Here is a 15,689-nt window from a genome sequence, read left to right on the forward strand (position 1 = left end):
CCATGCGCGACATCGCCGGTAGAAGGGCGGCGCGCATCGGGACGACATCGTCTCCTCCACCATCATCGTTGATGGCCTCCAGCCTGGGAACGCGAGTTTCCAGGCTTTTTTTGCGGGTGCGGCGCGACGCGACGCGCTGCGCGCAAACGGCGCGACACCCGTTCGCGCCCGGTGCTACGATCGCGTTTTGCCTTCAGGAGTCGCGATGAACACACTCGGCATCGTCTCCGAATCGAGCACCCGGGCCTCGGCGCGCAAGCCGCCGTTCATTCCGTCGTTCGGCTTCCACGAAGTGCACGAATCGCAGCCGATCGGCGCGCCGCCCGCGCGCATCATCGACGTCGTCGCGTCGCTCGACATGCGCGCCGATCCCGTCATCGACACGCTGCTGACGGTGCGCGAATTCCCGGCGGCCATCGCCGGCGCGCTGCGCCACGCGCCGGCCCGCCCCGAACGCGCGCGCTTCGGCTTCGACACCTTCACGCCGCTCCATCGCGACGACACATCGCTGTCGCTCGGCCTCGTCGGCCGCTTCTGGCGCCCGACGCCCGACGTGCGCCCGCTCGCGGATGCCGACGCCTTCGTCCGGCACGACGACCCGCGCGATGCGAAGCTGGTGCTGCGGTTCGAGGTGGTCGGGCTCGCGTCGGGCGCGCACATCCTGCGCACCGAAACCTTCGTCCATTGCCCGAGCGCGCGCACGCGCGCGCTGTTCACGCCGTACTGGCTCGCGATCCGGCTGGGGAGCGGCTGGATTCGGCGTCGTACGCTGGCGGCGGTCGAGATCGCGCTGGCCTGAGTCGTTCCGTCAGAACGGCTTGATCACGGCCAGCCCGACGACGAGCGCCATCACGACGATCACCACGCCGGCCGCGTGCCCGAGCCACGGCGCCGGCACGACGACGAGATCGTCGCGCTCCATGCGCCGCAGCGTGCCGGCCAGGACCCCGTGCAGCATCGACAAGGCAACGACGAGCGCAAGCTTCACCGACAGCCACGCGGCGCCGAACCAGTGGCCGCTCAGCGCGAGCGCGAGGCCGGCGATCCAGACGATCGCGAGCGCGGGCGCCGTCACCGTGCGATCCCAGCGCCGCACCGCGCGATGCACGGCGAGATTCGCAATCCGCACCGCGACGGACGACAACAACAACCCGCCGACGAACGTGACGATGGCGGCCAGATGGACGACCTTCAGCATCAGGTAGATCATCGCGCGTGCCGCCTGCGCGCGATCCAGCCGGCGCTCGCCAGCCCCGCGAACGGCACGACGGCCGACAGCACGAGCCGCGCGACCTCGCGCTTGCTCCACAGCCCGCTCGACGCGGTGCCGACCACCGCCCACACGTACATCGCGAACGCGATGCCGTGAACCGGGCCCATGATCGATACCGCCACCGGATAGCCGGCCAGATGCTTGAGCGGCACGGCCACGCACACCAGCACGACGAGCGTGGTCGCCTCCAGCAGCGACAGGTATTGCAGGTTCCGCAACGCGTCGCGATCGTCTTGTTTCATCGGCAGGCCTCCAGGTAGTCCGCCGCGATTGTCGCGTGTGGCGCCGGGTCGAGCCATTGGCTAGAATGACATCTTTCAACGGATTCTGGCCACGGCCTCGAACGCCATGCACACGGTCGCCGTTCTCGCCTTGCCCGAGGTCGTCCCGTTCGATCTGGGCGTCGCCTGCGATACCTTCGCGCGCGTGCGGGCGCCGAATGTCGAGCCGGCGTACCGCGTGCGCGTGTGCAGCGAGCAGCCGCGCGTCGGCGGCGAGCTGTTCGAGCTGCGCCCGCCGTTTCGCCTCGATGCGCTGGCCGACGCCGACACGATCATGGTTCCCGGCACGTCGGTGCCGCTCGCGCCCACGTCGCGCCGCGTGCTCGACGCGCTGCGCGCGGCGGCCGCGCGCGGATGCCGGATCGCATCGATCTGCAGCGGCGCGTTCGTGCTCGCGGAAGCCGGGCTGCTCGACGGCCTGCGCGCGACGACGCACTGGCTCGCGGCCGCCGAACTCGCGCGCCGCCATCCGAACGTCGACGTCGACCCGAACGTGCTGTTCGTCGACAACGGCCAGATCCTCACCTCGGCCGGCGCGGCGGCCGGCCTCGATCTGTGCCTGCACATGATCCAGGCCGACTATGGCGCGGCGGTCGCCGTCGACGCCGCCCGCAGCGCGGTGGCGCCGCGCGTGCGCGAAGGCGGGCAGGCGCAGTTCATCGCGCCCGAATGGCCGGCCGGCGGCGACGGGCTGCACGACCTGATGGACTGGCTGCACGCGAACCTGCGCCAGCCGCTGACGCTCGACGCGATCGCGCGCAAGGCGTCGACGAGCGTGCGCACGCTGACGCGGCGCTTCCAGGAGCAGACGGGCACGTCGCCCGGGCAATGGCTGCAGACCGCTCGCGTGCGGCATGCGCAGCAGTTGCTGGAGGTGACCGAGCTGTCGATCGAACACGTGGCGACGGAAGCCGGGTTCGGTTCGGTCACCGCGTTTCGCGAACGCTTCGCGCGTATCGTCGGCACGTCGCCGCAGCGCTATCGGCAGGCATTCCGCGCGCGCGCCGATGCGTGACCTTCAGCGGGCTCGGCCCCCGAACCCACCGCTCCCGCTCGCGCCAACCGGACCCGACCGATGACCCGCATCCGCAATCCCCTGAACATCGCGCAGCTCCAGGCATTCGTCTCCGCCGCGCACCTGAAGAGCCTGCGCGCCGCCGCGCGCGAGCTCGGCGTCACGCAGCCGGCGATCACGCACACGATCCGCGAGCTCGAAACGGCGCTCAACGCGGAACTGCTCGTGCGCAGCGTGCGCGGCGTCGAGCTGACCGCCTGCGGCGCGGCGCTGCTGCCGCGCGCCGAGCAGTTGCTCGGCGACGTCCGCCGCACGGTCGAGGCCGTCGAGCAGGTGAAAGGCGAGATGTCGGGCCGCGTCGCGGTCGGCACGATGCCGTCGATCGCGCTGACCGCGTTGCCGGATGCGGTGACGGCGTTTCGCCAGTCGATGCCGAACGTCAGCCTGCATCTGGAGGAAATGACGGTGCCGGACGCGCTCGCGCAACTGCGCAACGGCACGCTCGACATCGCTGCGATGCACCATGTGCCCGCGCTCGACCGCGATTTCACGCAATTGCCGCTGCTGTCGACCGAATTCACGATCGTGATGCGCGACGGTCATCCGCTCGCGCGGGCGCGCCGGTTAGAGGAATTGCTCGACGCCGAGTGGATCGTCACCGTGGGCGCCGAGCAGTTTCCGCACAGCGTGATGGTGGGGATGTTCGAGGCGCACGGGCTGCCGCTGCCGAAACGTCTGCTGCGCTCGCCGATGTCGTTCGCGGTGACGCTCGGGCTCGTCGCGCGCTCGGACGTGATCGGCTGCTTCACGCGCCCGCTCGCCGCGATGGTCGCGCCGCTCGGCATCCGCACGGCCGAACTCGACGAAAGCATGCCGCGCTTCGACCTGTCGATCATCGCGCGGCGCGACCTGCTGCCCACGCCCGCCGTGTCGCACTTCGTCACGTGCCTGCAGCGCGCGGTCAACGAAACGCTCGGCTGAATCGTTCCTGTGTGTGAAACGGCTGCGCATCCGACGCGCCGCCGCCGGGCCCGGTATCGGGGCTTGTCCTAGGCGCCCTGCCGGTATTTTGTCTTGATAATCTTGCGCACGTCGCGCGCCCCCATCGGGCGGGCGAAACGGACTGTCCGACGCGAAGCCGCGGCGGGCCGAAGGCTTACGGCGCGGCACAACCGCGCACCCATCGAACAAAACGAGGAGTCACCGAGTGAAAAAGATTCTTGCGGCTGTGACCGTGGCCCTGCTCGCCGTATCGGCCGGCAGTGCATACGCGAAGGACTGGTCGACCGTGCGGTTCGGCGTCGACGCAAGCTACCCGCCTTTCGAATCGAAAGGCGCCGACGGCAAGGTGGTCGGCTTCGACGTGGATCTCGGCAACGAGATCTGCCGCCGCATCAACGCGAAATGCGTGTGGATCGAAAACGACTTCGACGGGATGATCCCGGCACTGAAGGCCCGCAAGTTCGACGGCGTGCTGTCGTCGATGTCGATGACGCCGGCGCGCGCCGAGCAGATCGCGTTCTCGTCGAAGCTGTTCAACACGCCGACGCGCCTCGTCACGAAGAAGGGCGCCGGCCTGCAGCCGACGGCCGAATCGCTGAAGGGCAAGTCGGTCGGCGTCGAGCAGGGCACGATCCAGGAAACCTATGCGAAGACGTACTGGGCGTCGAAGGGCGTGAACGTGGTGCCTTACCAGAACCAGGACCAGGTCTACGCCGACCTGATCTCCGGCCGTCTGGACGGCGCGCTGCAGGACGCGGTGCAGGCTGAAATCGGCTTCCTGAAGACGCCGCGCGGCGCGAACTTCGACTTCGCCGGCAAGGACCTCGACGATCCGAAGACGCTCGGCAACGGCGCCGGCATCGGCCTGCGCAAGGAAGACACCGACCTGAAGACGAAGATCGACGGCGCGATCGCCGGCATGCGCAAGGACGGCACGTACGACAAGATCGCGAAGAAGTACTTCGATTTCGACGTCTACGGCAAGTAATCCGGCCGACCGACGCACGATTCGGCATGATGGAAACGGGCTCCGCAAGGAGCCCGTTTTTTTGCGCGCGGTGCGAGCGATGTTATTTTTTCCGCGCCAACCTGATGATTCTCAACGGAAAACTGCGCGCTCCGGGGCCGGTTTGATGGCGGCGAGGAAGGCAACGTACAATCGATCCTCCAAGCACACGGATCACTCGCGGCTGCGCCGCACTCCCCCATCATGCAAACGCAGACCCATCCGCTGATTTCCCCCGCCGTCGGCACCGAACGCCAGATCACCAGCTTCCACTACGGCCCGCGCGGCGGCAAGAAGGTCTACATCCAGTCGTCGCTGCACGCGGACGAGCTGCCCGGCATGCTGGTCGCCACGCTGCTGCGCCGCAAGATCGCCGCGCTCGAGACGGCCGGCAAGCTGCAAGGCGAAGTCGTCATCGTGCCCGTGCCCAACCCGATCGGCCTGTCGCAGCACGTGTTCGGCGATCACCTCGGCCGCTTCGAGCTCGGCTCGATGCAGAACTTCAACCGCAATTTCCACGATCTCGCGGCGCTCGTGCTGCCGCACGTCGAAAGCCGCCTCACGAACGACGCGCAGCGCAATCTCGTCGCCGTGCGCACCGCGATGCGCGAAGCGCTCGACGAACAGAAGCCCCGCACCGAACTCGATTCGCAGCGCCTCGCGCTGCAGAAGCTTTCGTTCGACGCCGATATCGTGCTCGACCTGCACTGCGACAGCGATGCGGTGATGCACCTCTACACGAATCCCGATCTGTGGGCGGACGTCGAGCCGCTGGCGCGCTATCTCGATGCCAAGGCGTCGCTGCTCGCGCTGAATTCGGTCGGCAACCCGTTCGACGAAATCCACAGCTTCTGCTGGTCGGATCTGCGCAACCGCTTCGGCGACCGCTTCCCGATCCCGAACGGCGCGATTTCCGTCACGGTTGAACTGCGCAGCGAACGCGACGTGTCGTATGAGTTCGCGGAAAAGGACGCGCAGGCGATCATCGAATACCTGACCGAGCGCGGCATCGTCGAAGGCACGCCGGCGCCACTGCCGCCGCTCGCGCATCCGGCCACGCCGCTCGCGGGCACCGATCCGCTCGTCGCGCCCGTGTCGGGCGTGATCGTGTTCCGTACCCCGGTCGGCGCGATGATCGAGGCCGGGCAGGCCGTGGCCGACATCGTCGATCCGCTGACCGATCGCGTCGTCACGCTGAAGAGCAGCGTGTCGGGCGTGCTGTACGCGCGCCAGGTCGTGCGCTTCGCGACGGCCGGCATGGAAGTCGCGCGGATCGCCGGCGCGACCGCGATCCGCACCGGGTCGCTGCTGTCGGCCTGAGCCCGAGCGCCCGGCCCGCGCGCCGGGCCACGGCGCGCACCGCACGCCATCGGCTGTGTCAAACGAAATCGCCCGCTTGCGCGGGCGATTTGCTTTCCGGCGCGCGCGGCGGCGGCCGATACTGCGCCGCCGGCCGCTACGCGCGAAGACCGTTCAGAACGCCGGCACGATCGCACCGCCGAACTTCTGGTCGATGAACTTGCGCACGTCGTCCGACTCATAGGCCGCGACGAGCTTCTTCACCCACGGCTTGTCCTTGTCCTGCGCGCGCACCGCGATCAGGTTCGCGTACGGGCCGCGCAGATCCTCGATCGCGATCGCATCCTTCACCGGCGTGAGTCCGGCCTTCACCGCGTAATCGGTGTTGATCGACGCGGCGTCGACATCGGGCAGCGCGCGCGGCAACTGCGCGGAATCGAGCTCGACGATCTTGATCTTCTTCGGGTTCTCGGCGATGTCGAGCGGCGTCGCGTTCACGCCGTTCGCGCCGACGCCCGGCTTCAGCTTGATCACGCCGTATTTCTGCAGCAGCAGCAGCGCGCGGTTGCCGTTCGACGGATCGTTCTGGATCCCGACTTTCGCGCCGACCGGCAAATCCTTCAGCGACTTGATCTTCTTCGAATAGAAGCCCATCGGCGCGGTGTAGGTCAGCCCGACGTTGACGATCTTGTAGCCGCGCTGCTTGATCTGGCTGTCGAGGAACGGCTGGTGCTGGAAGCCGTTCGCATCGAGGTCGCCCGCGTCGAGCGCCGCGTTCGGCTGCACGTAGTCGTTGAATTCGATGACCTTGATCGCGAGGCCTTCGCGCGCGGCGACCTTCGTCACCTCGGTCCAGATTTGCGCGTCGGGGCCGCTCATCGTGCCGACCTTCAGCGTTTGGGAGTCGGCGTGCGCGCCGGGCGCGGCGAATGCCAGTGCGGCGGCGAGTGCGCCGAGGCCGGTCAGGATCGAACGTCGCATGTGGTGTCCTCTTGTCCCGTGTCAATTGTTGGAGGACGGATCGTGGCATGAGGCGCGGAACGCGATCAACCAAGCTTATTTCATGTGCATATTCCTGTTCGGAATCGAATCTCAGCCGAAATCGGTATAACCCCCGCTATACAACCCGGGCAGAATTTAGGGCCTGCTTGCATAGGGAACGTGCATGCGAACGCCTGAAATCGCTCGCAGGGCAAGGAGTGAGGAGCGCCGTTTGGCCGCGCCAAACAAGCGACGAACGACGCCGCCATGCGGGCGATTTCAGGCATTCCCGTGGATTGATTTTTAGTTTGGGGGTGCCACGAGAACGGCCGCTCGCCGCGTTGCGCTCCTTGGCGATACGCGAGTATTCGCGGCGGCGCGCGCCTCGCGAGCGGCCGTTCTCGTGGCAACGCATGCACGTTCCCTATGCAAGCAGGCCCTAATGTCGCATCGGCACCACACATTCTTCATATGACAGTCGCTGTCATATTCATTACGTGGCCCGCCGATAAAGTTGCGCCGGTCCGTGAAAGCGCCCATAGAGAGCGCCGGAACCGCAACTGGACACGCCATTCATTCGCTCGGAGAATCCTTTGAACAAGAAACTGTTGACCATCGCCGCCCTGGCAGCAACGGCCGGCACGGCGCACGCACAAAGCAGCGTGACCCTGTACGGCGTCATCGATGCCGGTATCAGCTACGTGAACCACAGCAAGACCGCCAACGGCGGCACGGGCAAGCTGTTCAAGTACGACGACGGCGTGGCCCAGGGCAGCCGTTGGGGCCTGCGCGGCACCGAAGACCTCGGTGGCGGCCTGAAGGCGATCTTCGTGCTCGAAAACGGCTTCAACAGCGGCAACGGCACGATCGGCCAGGGTGGCGCGATCTTCGGTCGCCAGGCTTACGTCGGCCTGAGCCAGTCGCAATACGGCACGGTCACGTTCGGCCGCCAGTACTCGTTCTCGACCGACATCCTCGGTTCGAACTACTCGACGGGCGGCAACACGGTCGCGGGTAACTACGCGTACCACGTGAACGACATCGACCAGCTCACGTCGAGCCGCATCAACAACGCCGTGAAGTTCCAGAGCGCGAACTACTCGGGCTTCACGTTCGGCGCGTTGTACGGCTTCTCGAACTCGACCGACTTCGCTGGCGCACCGGCCACGACGACGGGCACGACGACGACCGCTGGCTCGTCGCGCGCATACAGCTTCGGCCTGAACTACGCGAACGGCCCGGTCTCGGTCGGCGCGGCGTACACGGACATCCGTTACCCGAGCCAGTCGACGCCCGGCTTCTCGACGACGATCGCGAACCTGAGCACCGGCAACGTCCGCGACCTGCGCACGTACGGCGTGGGTGGCCGCTACGTCTGGGGCCCGGCAACGGCATGGCTGCTGTGGACGCGTACGCAGTTCTCGACGGTGTCGGGCGCGGGCGGCACGTTCTACAACGCATATGAAGCAGGCGCGAAGTACGCCTTCACGCCGGCACTGTCGGGCGGCCTCGGCTACACGTACACGAACGCGACGCAGAACGGCAACTCGTGGCACTGGAACCAGGTCAACGGTATCGCCGACTACGCACTCAGCAAGCGTACGGACGTGTACGGCCTGGTCGTGTACCAGCAGGCTTCGGGCAAGGGCGTGCAAGCGCAGATCGGCTCGAGCACGAGCTACTTCAATACGTCGGGCACGGGTTCGAAGAACCAGATCGCCGCACGTATCGGTATCCGCCACAAGTTCTAAAGCATCCGCTTAACTGGCCGCGTCACGCGCGGATCACGACGGCACGAAGCGCCCCGCTGCACGCGGGGCGCTTTTTTATGGGCTTTTAAGTTTCGCTTAATTCTGGGCTGAGAGGATGCTTCCACCCCCCCTGTTGGCCGCCTGAGCATCGGCGGCTTTTTTTTTGAGACACCCCTACGGCACCGCCATCAACTGCCCACAAGACAGGATCGGAGGCCACGATGATCGAAGATACCGTTTTCAGCCATCTGCACGCGATTCTCACGTGCCAACACTCGCTGCCGGTCCAGAGCTGCCGCGTCTCGGTGGAAATGCAGCGGCCCTGGGGCCGTCCTTATCGCCTCGTCGAGTGGACGATGCATCTCGACGCGCCCGCGCGGCGCCAGATCGTGCCGGCCGAATCGACCGACGAAGAGATCGCCGAGGTTGTCGCGTCGCACGTGCCCGGCCGCCTTTACGGCGACGGCCGGCTGCAGTTCTGAACGCGTTTGCGCTCCACCCGCTTCCCGTCTGTCGGCCATGCCGCACGCACCGTGCGGCAGTCGGTCTCGTTTGACGCGGCAACGAAACCTGCTACGCTGCGCGTTTTCGTCCACGCACCACACGATGGAAAACGCATTCAACGAACGCGGCGTCATGGTCACACGCAACGGCCTGTCGGCCGCCGGGCAGGTATTCGCACTGCGTGACATCCGCCACGTCGATGTCGTCAAGATCCCGAAGAACCGTCTCGTGCCGTCGCTGATCTCGCTGATCGGCGCGGCCATCGCCGTCGCAGGCGGCATCGGCGCATCGAGCGCCGCGCTGGTGGTCGGCGTGATGCTCGTCGTCGTCGGCTATCTCACGTGGGCCACGCAGGACATCACGTACCGGTTGATGGTCGAGATGCCAGACGGCAAGCGCGAAGCGCTGTCGAGCGTCGACGCCGAATTCGTCGAACGCGTCGCGCAAATCGTGCGCGATGCGCGGTCCGCCACCGCGGCCGGCTGATTTTCCTTCGCATGCGTGCCCGCGCCGGTTCGCGCGGGCCGCACACATTCGCGGCGAATATCGGCTCGCGCGGCGTTCGCGTCGCATCGCGTACCGCCCGCCGCCGCCCCCCACGCACCTCGCCTCCACGGCGGACGCCGACCGCCTAGTATGGAAAGAGCGGCTCGCCGCCGCATCGTCCGAGGAGGCCAGCATGAACGCTCAATCGCTGTCCGGCATGCTTCGCGCGCAGGAACTGCTGATCGTGTCGATGATCCGCGCGCTTCCCCCCGACACGCGCCGTGCGCTCGTCGAGCTCTACACCGAACAGATCGCGTTCGCCGAACAGGCCGGGATCGAGAGCCATAGCGATCGCGCCACGCACGAGGCGTTCATCGCGCATGCGCGCAACCTGCTGATCCGCATCGAAGCGCTGGCCTGAGTTTCTCGAAGACTTTTCCCCACGCCTCGCCCGGGCCGCGCAGGCGAGCGCTCACTCGCACGCGCGGCTTTGCGTCCTTGTATTGATAATGATTCTCATTTACACTGGTAAAGTTGTCAGTTGCCTTTCAAATCGCCGTTTGCCGCATGTCGCGTGCAAACGGGCCAGCCAGGTGAACGCGTCGCCCAGCCAGCCTTCGGGCTTGTTATCGTCAATGGGAGACCACCTGTGCATTGCTATACGCTGGCGCGGCGGCCGATCTGTGCCGCGCTGTTCGGCGCGTTCGGCCTGTCCGCCGCCCCGGCTCACGCCGATTCGTCGCCGCAAGGCGCCACTCCGCCTTCCGCCGTCCTGACCACCGCCGCCGCATCCACGCACGGCGAGGCGGCGCTGCTCGACCCCGTCACCGTCACGGCCACCCGCACCGCCACCGCAGCGAGCCGCACGGCGGCGTCCGTGTCGGTGATCACCGACGAGGATCTCGAAGAACAGCAGGCCACCAACATCAAGGACGCGCTGCGCTACGAGCCGGGCATCACCGTGCGCCGCACCGCGTACCGACCCGGCAGCGCCGCGCTCGGCGGCGGCCGCGACGGCGATTCGAGCATCAACATCCGCGGCCTCGAAGGCAATCGCGTGCTGCTGATGGAAGACGGCATCCGTCTGCCGAACGCGTTTTCGTTCGGCCCGCTCGAAGCGGGCCGTGGCGACTACGCCGATCTCGATACGCTCAAGCGCATCGAGATCCTGCGCGGGCCTGCGTCGGCACTCTACGGCAGCGACGGCCTGACCGGCGCGGTGAATTTCATCACGAAGGACCCGCGCGACCTGCTGTCGATCTACCACAAGCCCTACTACTTCTCGTTCCGGCCGAGCTACGACTCGACCGACCGCAGCATCGGCGCGACGGTGTCGGCCGCGGGCGGCAACGATCGCATCCAGGGGATGATCATCGCCGACGGCCGGCGCGGCCACGAGGTCGACACGCGCGGCAGCAACAACTCGGCGAGCACGCTGCGCACGACGTCGAACCCGCAGGACGTGTATTCGGAATCGCTGCTCGGCAAGCTCGTGCTGACGCCCACCACGCGCGACACGATCAGGTTCACCGCCGAAACAGTGCAGCGGCGCGTGAGCACCGACGTGCTGTCGGCGATCAATGTGCCGGCCACGCTCGGCCTCACGACCCACGACCGGCTCGAGCGCAACCGCTTCAGCGTCGACTACGACTTTCGCGACGACGCGTTCCGCTGGTTCCAGACCGGGCACGTTCAGTTCTACTACCAGGACGCGAAGCAGGACCAGTACGCGTTCGAGACGCGCGGCAGGCTACCCTCGCGCTCGCGCGACAACCAGTACAAGGAACGCACGTTCGGCGGCGCCGCGTTCGCCGAAAGCGGCTTTTCGACCGGCCCGCTCGCGCACAAGCTGCTCTACGGCGTCGACGGCAGCCTGTCGCGCGTGACGAACCTGCGCGACGGCACGGTGCCGGGCGTCGGCGAAGCGTTCCCCAACAAGGCGTTTCCCGACACCGACTACACGCTGTTCGGCGCGTTCGTGCAGGACCAGATCGGCTACGGCCGCCTGCTCGTCACGCCGGGCCTGCGCTTCGACACGTACCGGCTGAGCCCGACCGAAAACGATCCGCTGTTCACCGGCAAGGCCGTGTCGACGAGCGCGAACGAACTGTCGCCGCGCGTCGCCGTGCTCTACGAGATCACGCCCGCGGTCATTCCGTACGTTCAGTACGCGCACGGTTTCCGCGCGCCGACGCCCGACCAGGTGAACAGCAGCTTCTCGAACCCCGTGTACGGCTACACGTCGATCGGCAATCCGAACCTGAAGCCCGAAACCAGCGACACGTTCGAAGCCGGCCTGCGCGGCAAGGGCGGCACCGGCTACGGTGTCGTGCGCTACAGCGCGGCCGCATTCACCGGCCGCTACCGCAACTTCATCTCGCGCACGACGATCGCCGGCAGCGGCCGGCCGGTCGACCCGTTCGTGTTCCAGTACGTGAACTTCGCCGACGCGCGCATCCATGGCCTCGAAGGCCGCGCCGAATGGGTGATGCCGAACGGCATCACGCTGAAGACGGCGATGGCGTTCACGAAGGGCTCGACGCAGAACGACGGCGCGGCGAGCCAGCCGCTCAACACCGTGAACCCGTTCTCGGCCGTGTTCGGCGTGCGGTACGAGCCGACCGAACGCTGGTTCGTGCAGACCGACCTGCTGTTCCAGGCCGCCAAACGCGACAAGGACGTCGACAAGTCCGACTGTTCGAACAAGGCGTGCTTCACGCCGCCGTCCTCGTTCGTCGTCGACCTGCGCGGCGGCTACCGCTTCAACAAGCACGTGAGCGCGACGATCGGCATTCGCAATCTGTTCGGCCGCAAGTACTGGAACTGGTCGGACGTGCGCGGCATCGCGGCCGATTCGCAGGTGCTCGACGCGTATTCGTCGCCCGGCCGCACGGTCGCCGTCAGCATGAAAGTGGATTTCTGATGCGCGCTGCCCGCGCGCCCACCCCAACCGTTACTCGAAGGAGTCCGACATGATGCAATCCGCCCTTCCCGGTCAATCGGCCACGCCGGCCCGCGCGGCCGCCGCGCTGCGCGACGCGTTCATCAAGCTCAAGACCGAGCGCCAGCTGCGCAACCGCGACGTCGCGCAGGCGCTCGGCGTCAGCGAAGGCGAGGCGCTCGCGGTGTTCGTCGGCGAGCACGTCGTGCGGCTCGACGCGCGCTTTCCGGCGATGTTCGAGGAAATGCCGCGCCTCGGCCGCGTGATGGCGCTGACGCGCAACGACACGGCCGTCCACGAAAAGGATGGCGAGTACGCGCAGATGAGCCACGACGGCCCGGTCGGGCTCGCGCTCGGCGACATCGACCTGCGCATCTTCTATCGTCACTGGGTGTCGGCGTTCGCGGTGCGCGACGAGACCGCGCACGGCCCGCTGAAAAGCCTGCAGTTCTTCGATGCGCAGGGCCATGCGATCCACAAGGTCTACCTGCGCGCGCACAGCGATCATGCCGCGTACGACGCGTTCGTCGAACGCTGGCGCGCGCCGTCGCAGGAGCCGGGCCTCGAGGTCGCGCCCGCCGCACCGAAAACGCCGGAGCGCGCGGACACCGAAATCGACGTCGCGGGCTTTCGCGCCGCGTGGGACGCGATGACCGACACGCACCAGTTCTTCGGCATCACGCAGCGTTTCGGCGTGAGCCGCATGCAGGCGCTGCGCCTCGCCGATCCGCACTACGCGTATCCGGTCGAAACCGCGCATGCGTTGCGCCACGTGCTCGAGCAGGCGGCGAAGAGCGGCCAGCCAATCATGGTGTTCGTCGGCAACGCGGGGATGATCCAGATCCATACGGGCCCCGTCGCGAACGTGCGCGAGGTCGGCGCGTGGATCAACGTGCTTGATCCGGGCTTCAACCTGCATGTGCGCGAAGACCTGATCGCCGCCGCCTGGGTCGTGAAGAAGCCGACGAGCGACGGCATCGTCACGTCGCTCGAACTGTTCGACCGGCAGGGCGACCACGTCGCGCTGCTGTTCGGCGAGCGCAAGCCCGGCAAGCTCGAGCGCGATGACTGGCGCGCGCTCGTCGCGACGCTGCCGGCGGCCGCACGCGGGGCCGCGCGGTGAGCGCGCGGCCGTTCGATCCGCACCGCCGGTCGCTGCTGGCCGGCGCGGCGGCCGGCGCGCTCGCGGGTGCGCTGCCCGGCGGCGTGTTCGCCCAACGCGCACCGGCCGCCCCGAAGCGCGTGATCTTGATCGGCGGCGCGCTGGCGGAAACCGCATTCGCGCTCGGCGGCGCCGAGACGCCGCGTTACCGGCTCGTCGGCGCCGACACGACCTGCACGTATCCCGACGCCGCGAAGCGCCTGCCGAAGGTAGGCTACCAGCGCGCGCTGTCGGCCGAAGGGCTGCTGTCGCTGCGGCCCGATCTCGTGCTCGCATCGGCGGAAGCCGGCCCGCCGACCGCGATCGCGCAGGTGAAGGGCGCCGGCGTCGCGGTGACGACGTTCGACGAGCGTCACGACGTCGAATCGGTGCGCGCGAAGATCACCGGCGTCGCGCAGGCGCTCGACGTGCGCGACGCCGGCACCGCGCTGCTGCAGCGTTTCGATCGCGACTGGCAGGCCGCGCGCGACACGGTCGCCGCGCGCGTGCCCGGCGGCGCGCAGCCGCCGCGTGTGCTGTTCGTGCTGAACCATACCGGCGCCCAGGCGCTCGTCGCCGGCCAGCACACGGCCGCCGATGCGATGATCCGCTACGCGGGCGCGCGCAACGCGATGCAGGGCTTCGATCACTACAAGCCGCTGACGACCGAGGCGCTCGCGGCGGCCGCCCCCGACGTCGTGCTGATCTCCGACGAAGGGCTGGCGGCCGTCGGCGGTCACGCCGCGCTGCTCGCGACGCCCGGCTTCGGCGCGACGCCGGCCGGCCGCGCGCGGCGCGTCGTGTCGCTCGACGCGCTGTTCCTGCTCGGCTTCGGCCCGCGCCTGCCGCTCGCCGTCACGACCCTGCATCGACGCCTGTCGGATGCGCTCGCCTGATTTCGGATCGACCCGATGCCCGCTCACGCTTCGCCCTTCAACGCACCGTCGCGTGCCCCGCACGCCGGTGCCGCGCGCCTCGGCACGTCGCGCCGCTTTGCACCGTTCGTCCTGGTCGCGCTCGCCACTCTGGTGGGCGTGATGTCCATCGTCGCGCTGTGCGTCGGCGCATACCGCATTCCACTGGCGGAAGCCTGGGCCGCGCTGAGCGGCGACGCGGCCGCGCAGCAGGCGCGCGCGGTGCTGCTCGACATCCGCGCGCCGCGCGTCGTGCTCGCGCTGCTGGTCGGCGGCGGCTTCGGTGCGACCGGCGCCGCGATGCAGGCGCTGTTCCGCAATCCGCTCGCCGATCCGGGGCTCGTCGGCGTGTCGAGCGGCGCCGCGCTCGGCGCGACCGCGCTGATCGTGCTCGGCCCCGCACTATTCGCCGCCCACGCGAGCGCGGCCGCATTGCCGGCCGCCGCGTTCGCGGGCGGCCTCGCGGTCGCGGCGCTCGTCTACCGGCTCGCCGCGTCGCGCGGCCGGCTCGCGCTGCCGCTGCTGCTGCTCGCCGGCATCGCGATCAATGCGCTGGTCGGCGCAGCGATCGGGCTGCTCACGTTCGTCGCCGACGACGCGCAGTTGCGTTCGCTGACCTTCTGGAGCCTCGGCAGCCTCGGCGGTGCGCAATGGTCGACGCTGGCGGCCGTCGCGCCGTGCGTGGCGATCGGCTGCGTGCTGCTCGCGCGCGAACGCGACGCGCTGAACGCGCTGCAGCTCGGCGAAACCGAAGCGCTGCATCTCGGCGTGCCCGTGCAGCAACTGAAACGGCGCGTGCTCGTCGCGGTCGCGCTCGCGGTCGGCGCGCTCGTGTCGTGCGCGGGCATCATCGGCTTCATCGGGCTCGTCGCGCCGCATTGCGTGCGCCTCGCATGCGGCCCCGACCAGCGCATCGTGCTACCCGGCGCCGCGTTGCTCGGCGCGTTGCTGACGCTCGCGGCCGATCTTGCCGCGCGCACGCTCGCCGCGCCCGCCGACATTCCGCTCGGCGTGCTGACCGCGCTGCTCGGCGCGCCGTTCTTCCTCGCGCTGCTGTGGAAGAACCGCGGCGCGCTCGGCGGATGATCCCTTCTT

Annotated in this window: 16 protein-coding genes; 13 read left to right on the forward strand and 3 right to left on the reverse strand. The window is 68.2% G+C overall.

Going from position 1 to position 15,689, the window contains the following annotated elements:
* Positions 1-205: 205 nt before the first annotated feature.
* A complete protein-coding gene (locus HWX07_RS26420; protein WP_006480394.1) occupies positions 206-799 on the forward strand; it encodes a hypothetical protein in 594 nt (197 codons plus the stop codon).
* Positions 800-808: 9 nt separating this feature from the next.
* Here HWX07_RS26420 and HWX07_RS26425 read toward each other — a convergent pair whose 3' ends face one another.
* Together HWX07_RS26425 and HWX07_RS26430 are read right to left on the reverse strand one after the other, a co-directional pair.
* Positions 809-1,210, reverse strand: coding sequence for a CopD family protein (locus tag HWX07_RS26425; RefSeq protein WP_175878250.1), 402 nt, complete (start codon positions 1,208-1,210; stop codon positions 809-811).
* The gene (locus HWX07_RS26430; protein ID WP_175878251.1) at positions 1,207-1,515 is read right to left on the reverse strand and encodes a DUF3817 domain-containing protein; all 309 of its coding nucleotides are present in this window, start codon (positions 1,513-1,515) and stop codon (positions 1,207-1,209) included. Before HWX07_RS26430 ends, HWX07_RS26425 begins: the two co-directional genes overlap by 4 nt.
* 106 nt (positions 1,516-1,621) lie before the next feature.
* Here HWX07_RS26430 and HWX07_RS26435 point away from each other — a divergent pair, with 106 nt between their 5' ends.
* The 4 genes from HWX07_RS26435 to HWX07_RS26450 all read left to right on the forward strand — a co-directional run bounded on the left by HWX07_RS26435 (position 1,622) and on the right by HWX07_RS26450 (position 5,897).
* Positions 1,622-2,569, forward strand: a complete 948-nt coding sequence (locus HWX07_RS26435; RefSeq protein ID WP_175878252.1) for a helix-turn-helix domain-containing protein — start codon at positions 1,622-1,624, stop codon at positions 2,567-2,569.
* 60 nt (positions 2,570-2,629) lie between these two features.
* Positions 2,630-3,550 (forward strand): LysR substrate-binding domain-containing protein, encoded by a 921-nt coding sequence (locus HWX07_RS26440; RefSeq protein WP_175878253.1) that lies wholly within the window; start codon positions 2,630-2,632, stop codon positions 3,548-3,550.
* Positions 3,551-3,776: 226 nt separating this feature from the next.
* Positions 3,777-4,559 carry an ABC transporter substrate-binding protein gene (locus tag HWX07_RS26445; RefSeq protein WP_124466630.1) on the forward strand — a complete coding sequence of 261 codons (783 nt, stop codon included), beginning with the start codon at positions 3,777-3,779 and terminating at the stop codon, positions 4,557-4,559.
* Between the two features lie 222 nt (positions 4,560-4,781).
* Positions 4,782-5,897 carry a succinylglutamate desuccinylase/aspartoacylase family protein gene (locus HWX07_RS26450; protein ID WP_175878254.1) on the forward strand — a complete coding sequence of 372 codons (1,116 nt, stop codon included), beginning with the start codon at positions 4,782-4,784 and terminating at the stop codon, positions 5,895-5,897.
* 153 nt (positions 5,898-6,050) lie between these two features.
* Here the strand turns inward: HWX07_RS26450 and HWX07_RS26455 are convergent, their stop codons facing one another.
* A complete protein-coding gene (locus HWX07_RS26455) occupies positions 6,051-6,857 on the reverse strand; it encodes a MetQ/NlpA family lipoprotein (protein WP_175878255.1) in 807 nt (268 codons plus the stop codon).
* Positions 6,858-7,450: 593 nt separating this feature from the next.
* Between HWX07_RS26455 and HWX07_RS26460 the strand changes: the two genes are divergently transcribed.
* The 8 genes from HWX07_RS26460 (at position 7,451) to HWX07_RS26495 (ending at position 15,680) form a co-directional block, all read left to right on the forward strand.
* Positions 7,451-8,608, forward strand: coding sequence for a porin (locus HWX07_RS26460; RefSeq protein WP_011694874.1), 1,158 nt, complete (start codon positions 7,451-7,453; stop codon positions 8,606-8,608).
* Between the two features lie 221 nt (positions 8,609-8,829).
* Entirely contained in the window at positions 8,830-9,090 is a 261-nt protein-coding gene (locus HWX07_RS26465; protein WP_011548992.1) for a DUF2866 domain-containing protein, read from the forward strand.
* Positions 9,091-9,214: 124 nt separating this feature from the next.
* Entirely contained in the window at positions 9,215-9,598 is a 384-nt protein-coding gene (locus HWX07_RS26470) for a DUF6232 family protein (RefSeq protein ID WP_175878256.1), read from the forward strand.
* 193 nt (positions 9,599-9,791) lie between these two features.
* Entirely contained in the window at positions 9,792-10,019 is a 228-nt protein-coding gene (locus HWX07_RS26475; RefSeq protein ID WP_175878257.1) for a hypothetical protein, read from the forward strand.
* A 228-nt stretch (positions 10,020-10,247) separates the two neighbouring features.
* Entirely contained in the window at positions 10,248-12,521 is a 2,274-nt protein-coding gene (locus HWX07_RS26480; RefSeq protein WP_175878258.1) for a TonB-dependent hemoglobin/transferrin/lactoferrin family receptor, read from the forward strand.
* 49 nt (positions 12,522-12,570) lie between these two features.
* Positions 12,571-13,662 carry a ChuX/HutX family heme-like substrate-binding protein gene (locus tag HWX07_RS26485; protein ID WP_175878259.1) on the forward strand — a complete coding sequence of 364 codons (1,092 nt, stop codon included), beginning with the start codon at positions 12,571-12,573 and terminating at the stop codon, positions 13,660-13,662.
* Entirely contained in the window at positions 13,659-14,576 is a 918-nt protein-coding gene (locus HWX07_RS26490; RefSeq protein WP_175878260.1) for a helical backbone metal receptor, read from the forward strand. Before HWX07_RS26485 ends, HWX07_RS26490 begins: the two co-directional genes overlap by 4 nt.
* A gap of 15 nt (positions 14,577-14,591) precedes the next feature.
* On the forward strand, positions 14,592-15,680 hold the full coding sequence (locus tag HWX07_RS26495; RefSeq protein WP_175878261.1) for an iron ABC transporter permease: 1,089 nt from the start codon (positions 14,592-14,594) through the stop codon (positions 15,678-15,680).
* Positions 15,681-15,689: the final 9 nt, after the last annotated feature.

Origin of the sequence: Burkholderia sp. BCC0097 (assembly GCF_902832985.1) — a bacterium.
Lineage (GTDB): Bacteria > Pseudomonadota > Gammaproteobacteria > Burkholderiales > Burkholderiaceae > Burkholderia > Burkholderia orbicola.

What these genes read in the sequence shown, in the direction of transcription:
- HWX07_RS26495 (WP_175878261.1), top strand. Translation starts at nt 14,592, where the DNA reads ATGCCCGCTCACGCTTCGCCCTTCAACGCACCGTCGCGTGCCCCGCAC.
- HWX07_RS26450 (WP_175878254.1), top strand. Translation starts at nt 4,782, where the DNA reads ATGCAAACGCAGACCCATCCGCTGATTTCCCCCGCCGTCGGCACCGAA.
- HWX07_RS26430 (WP_175878251.1), bottom strand. Translation starts at nt 1,515, where the DNA reads ATGAAACAAGACGATCGCGACGCGTTGCGGAACCTGCAATACCTGTCG.
- HWX07_RS26465 (WP_011548992.1), top strand. Translation starts at nt 8,830, where the DNA reads ATGATCGAAGATACCGTTTTCAGCCATCTGCACGCGATTCTCACGTGC.
- HWX07_RS26470 (WP_175878256.1), top strand. Translation starts at nt 9,215, where the DNA reads ATGGAAAACGCATTCAACGAACGCGGCGTCATGGTCACACGCAACGGC.
- HWX07_RS26435 (WP_175878252.1), top strand. Translation starts at nt 1,622, where the DNA reads ATGCACACGGTCGCCGTTCTCGCCTTGCCCGAGGTCGTCCCGTTCGAT.
- HWX07_RS26425 (WP_175878250.1), bottom strand. Translation starts at nt 1,210, where the DNA reads ATGATCTACCTGATGCTGAAGGTCGTCCATCTGGCCGCCATCGTCACG.
- HWX07_RS26485 (WP_175878259.1), top strand. Translation starts at nt 12,571, where the DNA reads ATGATGCAATCCGCCCTTCCCGGTCAATCGGCCACGCCGGCCCGCGCG.
- HWX07_RS26475 (WP_175878257.1), top strand. Translation starts at nt 9,792, where the DNA reads ATGAACGCTCAATCGCTGTCCGGCATGCTTCGCGCGCAGGAACTGCTG.
- HWX07_RS26420 (WP_006480394.1), top strand. Translation starts at nt 206, where the DNA reads ATGAACACACTCGGCATCGTCTCCGAATCGAGCACCCGGGCCTCGGCG.
- HWX07_RS26440 (WP_175878253.1), top strand. Translation starts at nt 2,630, where the DNA reads ATGACCCGCATCCGCAATCCCCTGAACATCGCGCAGCTCCAGGCATTC.
- HWX07_RS26455 (WP_175878255.1), bottom strand. Translation starts at nt 6,857, where the DNA reads ATGCGACGTTCGATCCTGACCGGCCTCGGCGCACTCGCCGCCGCACTG.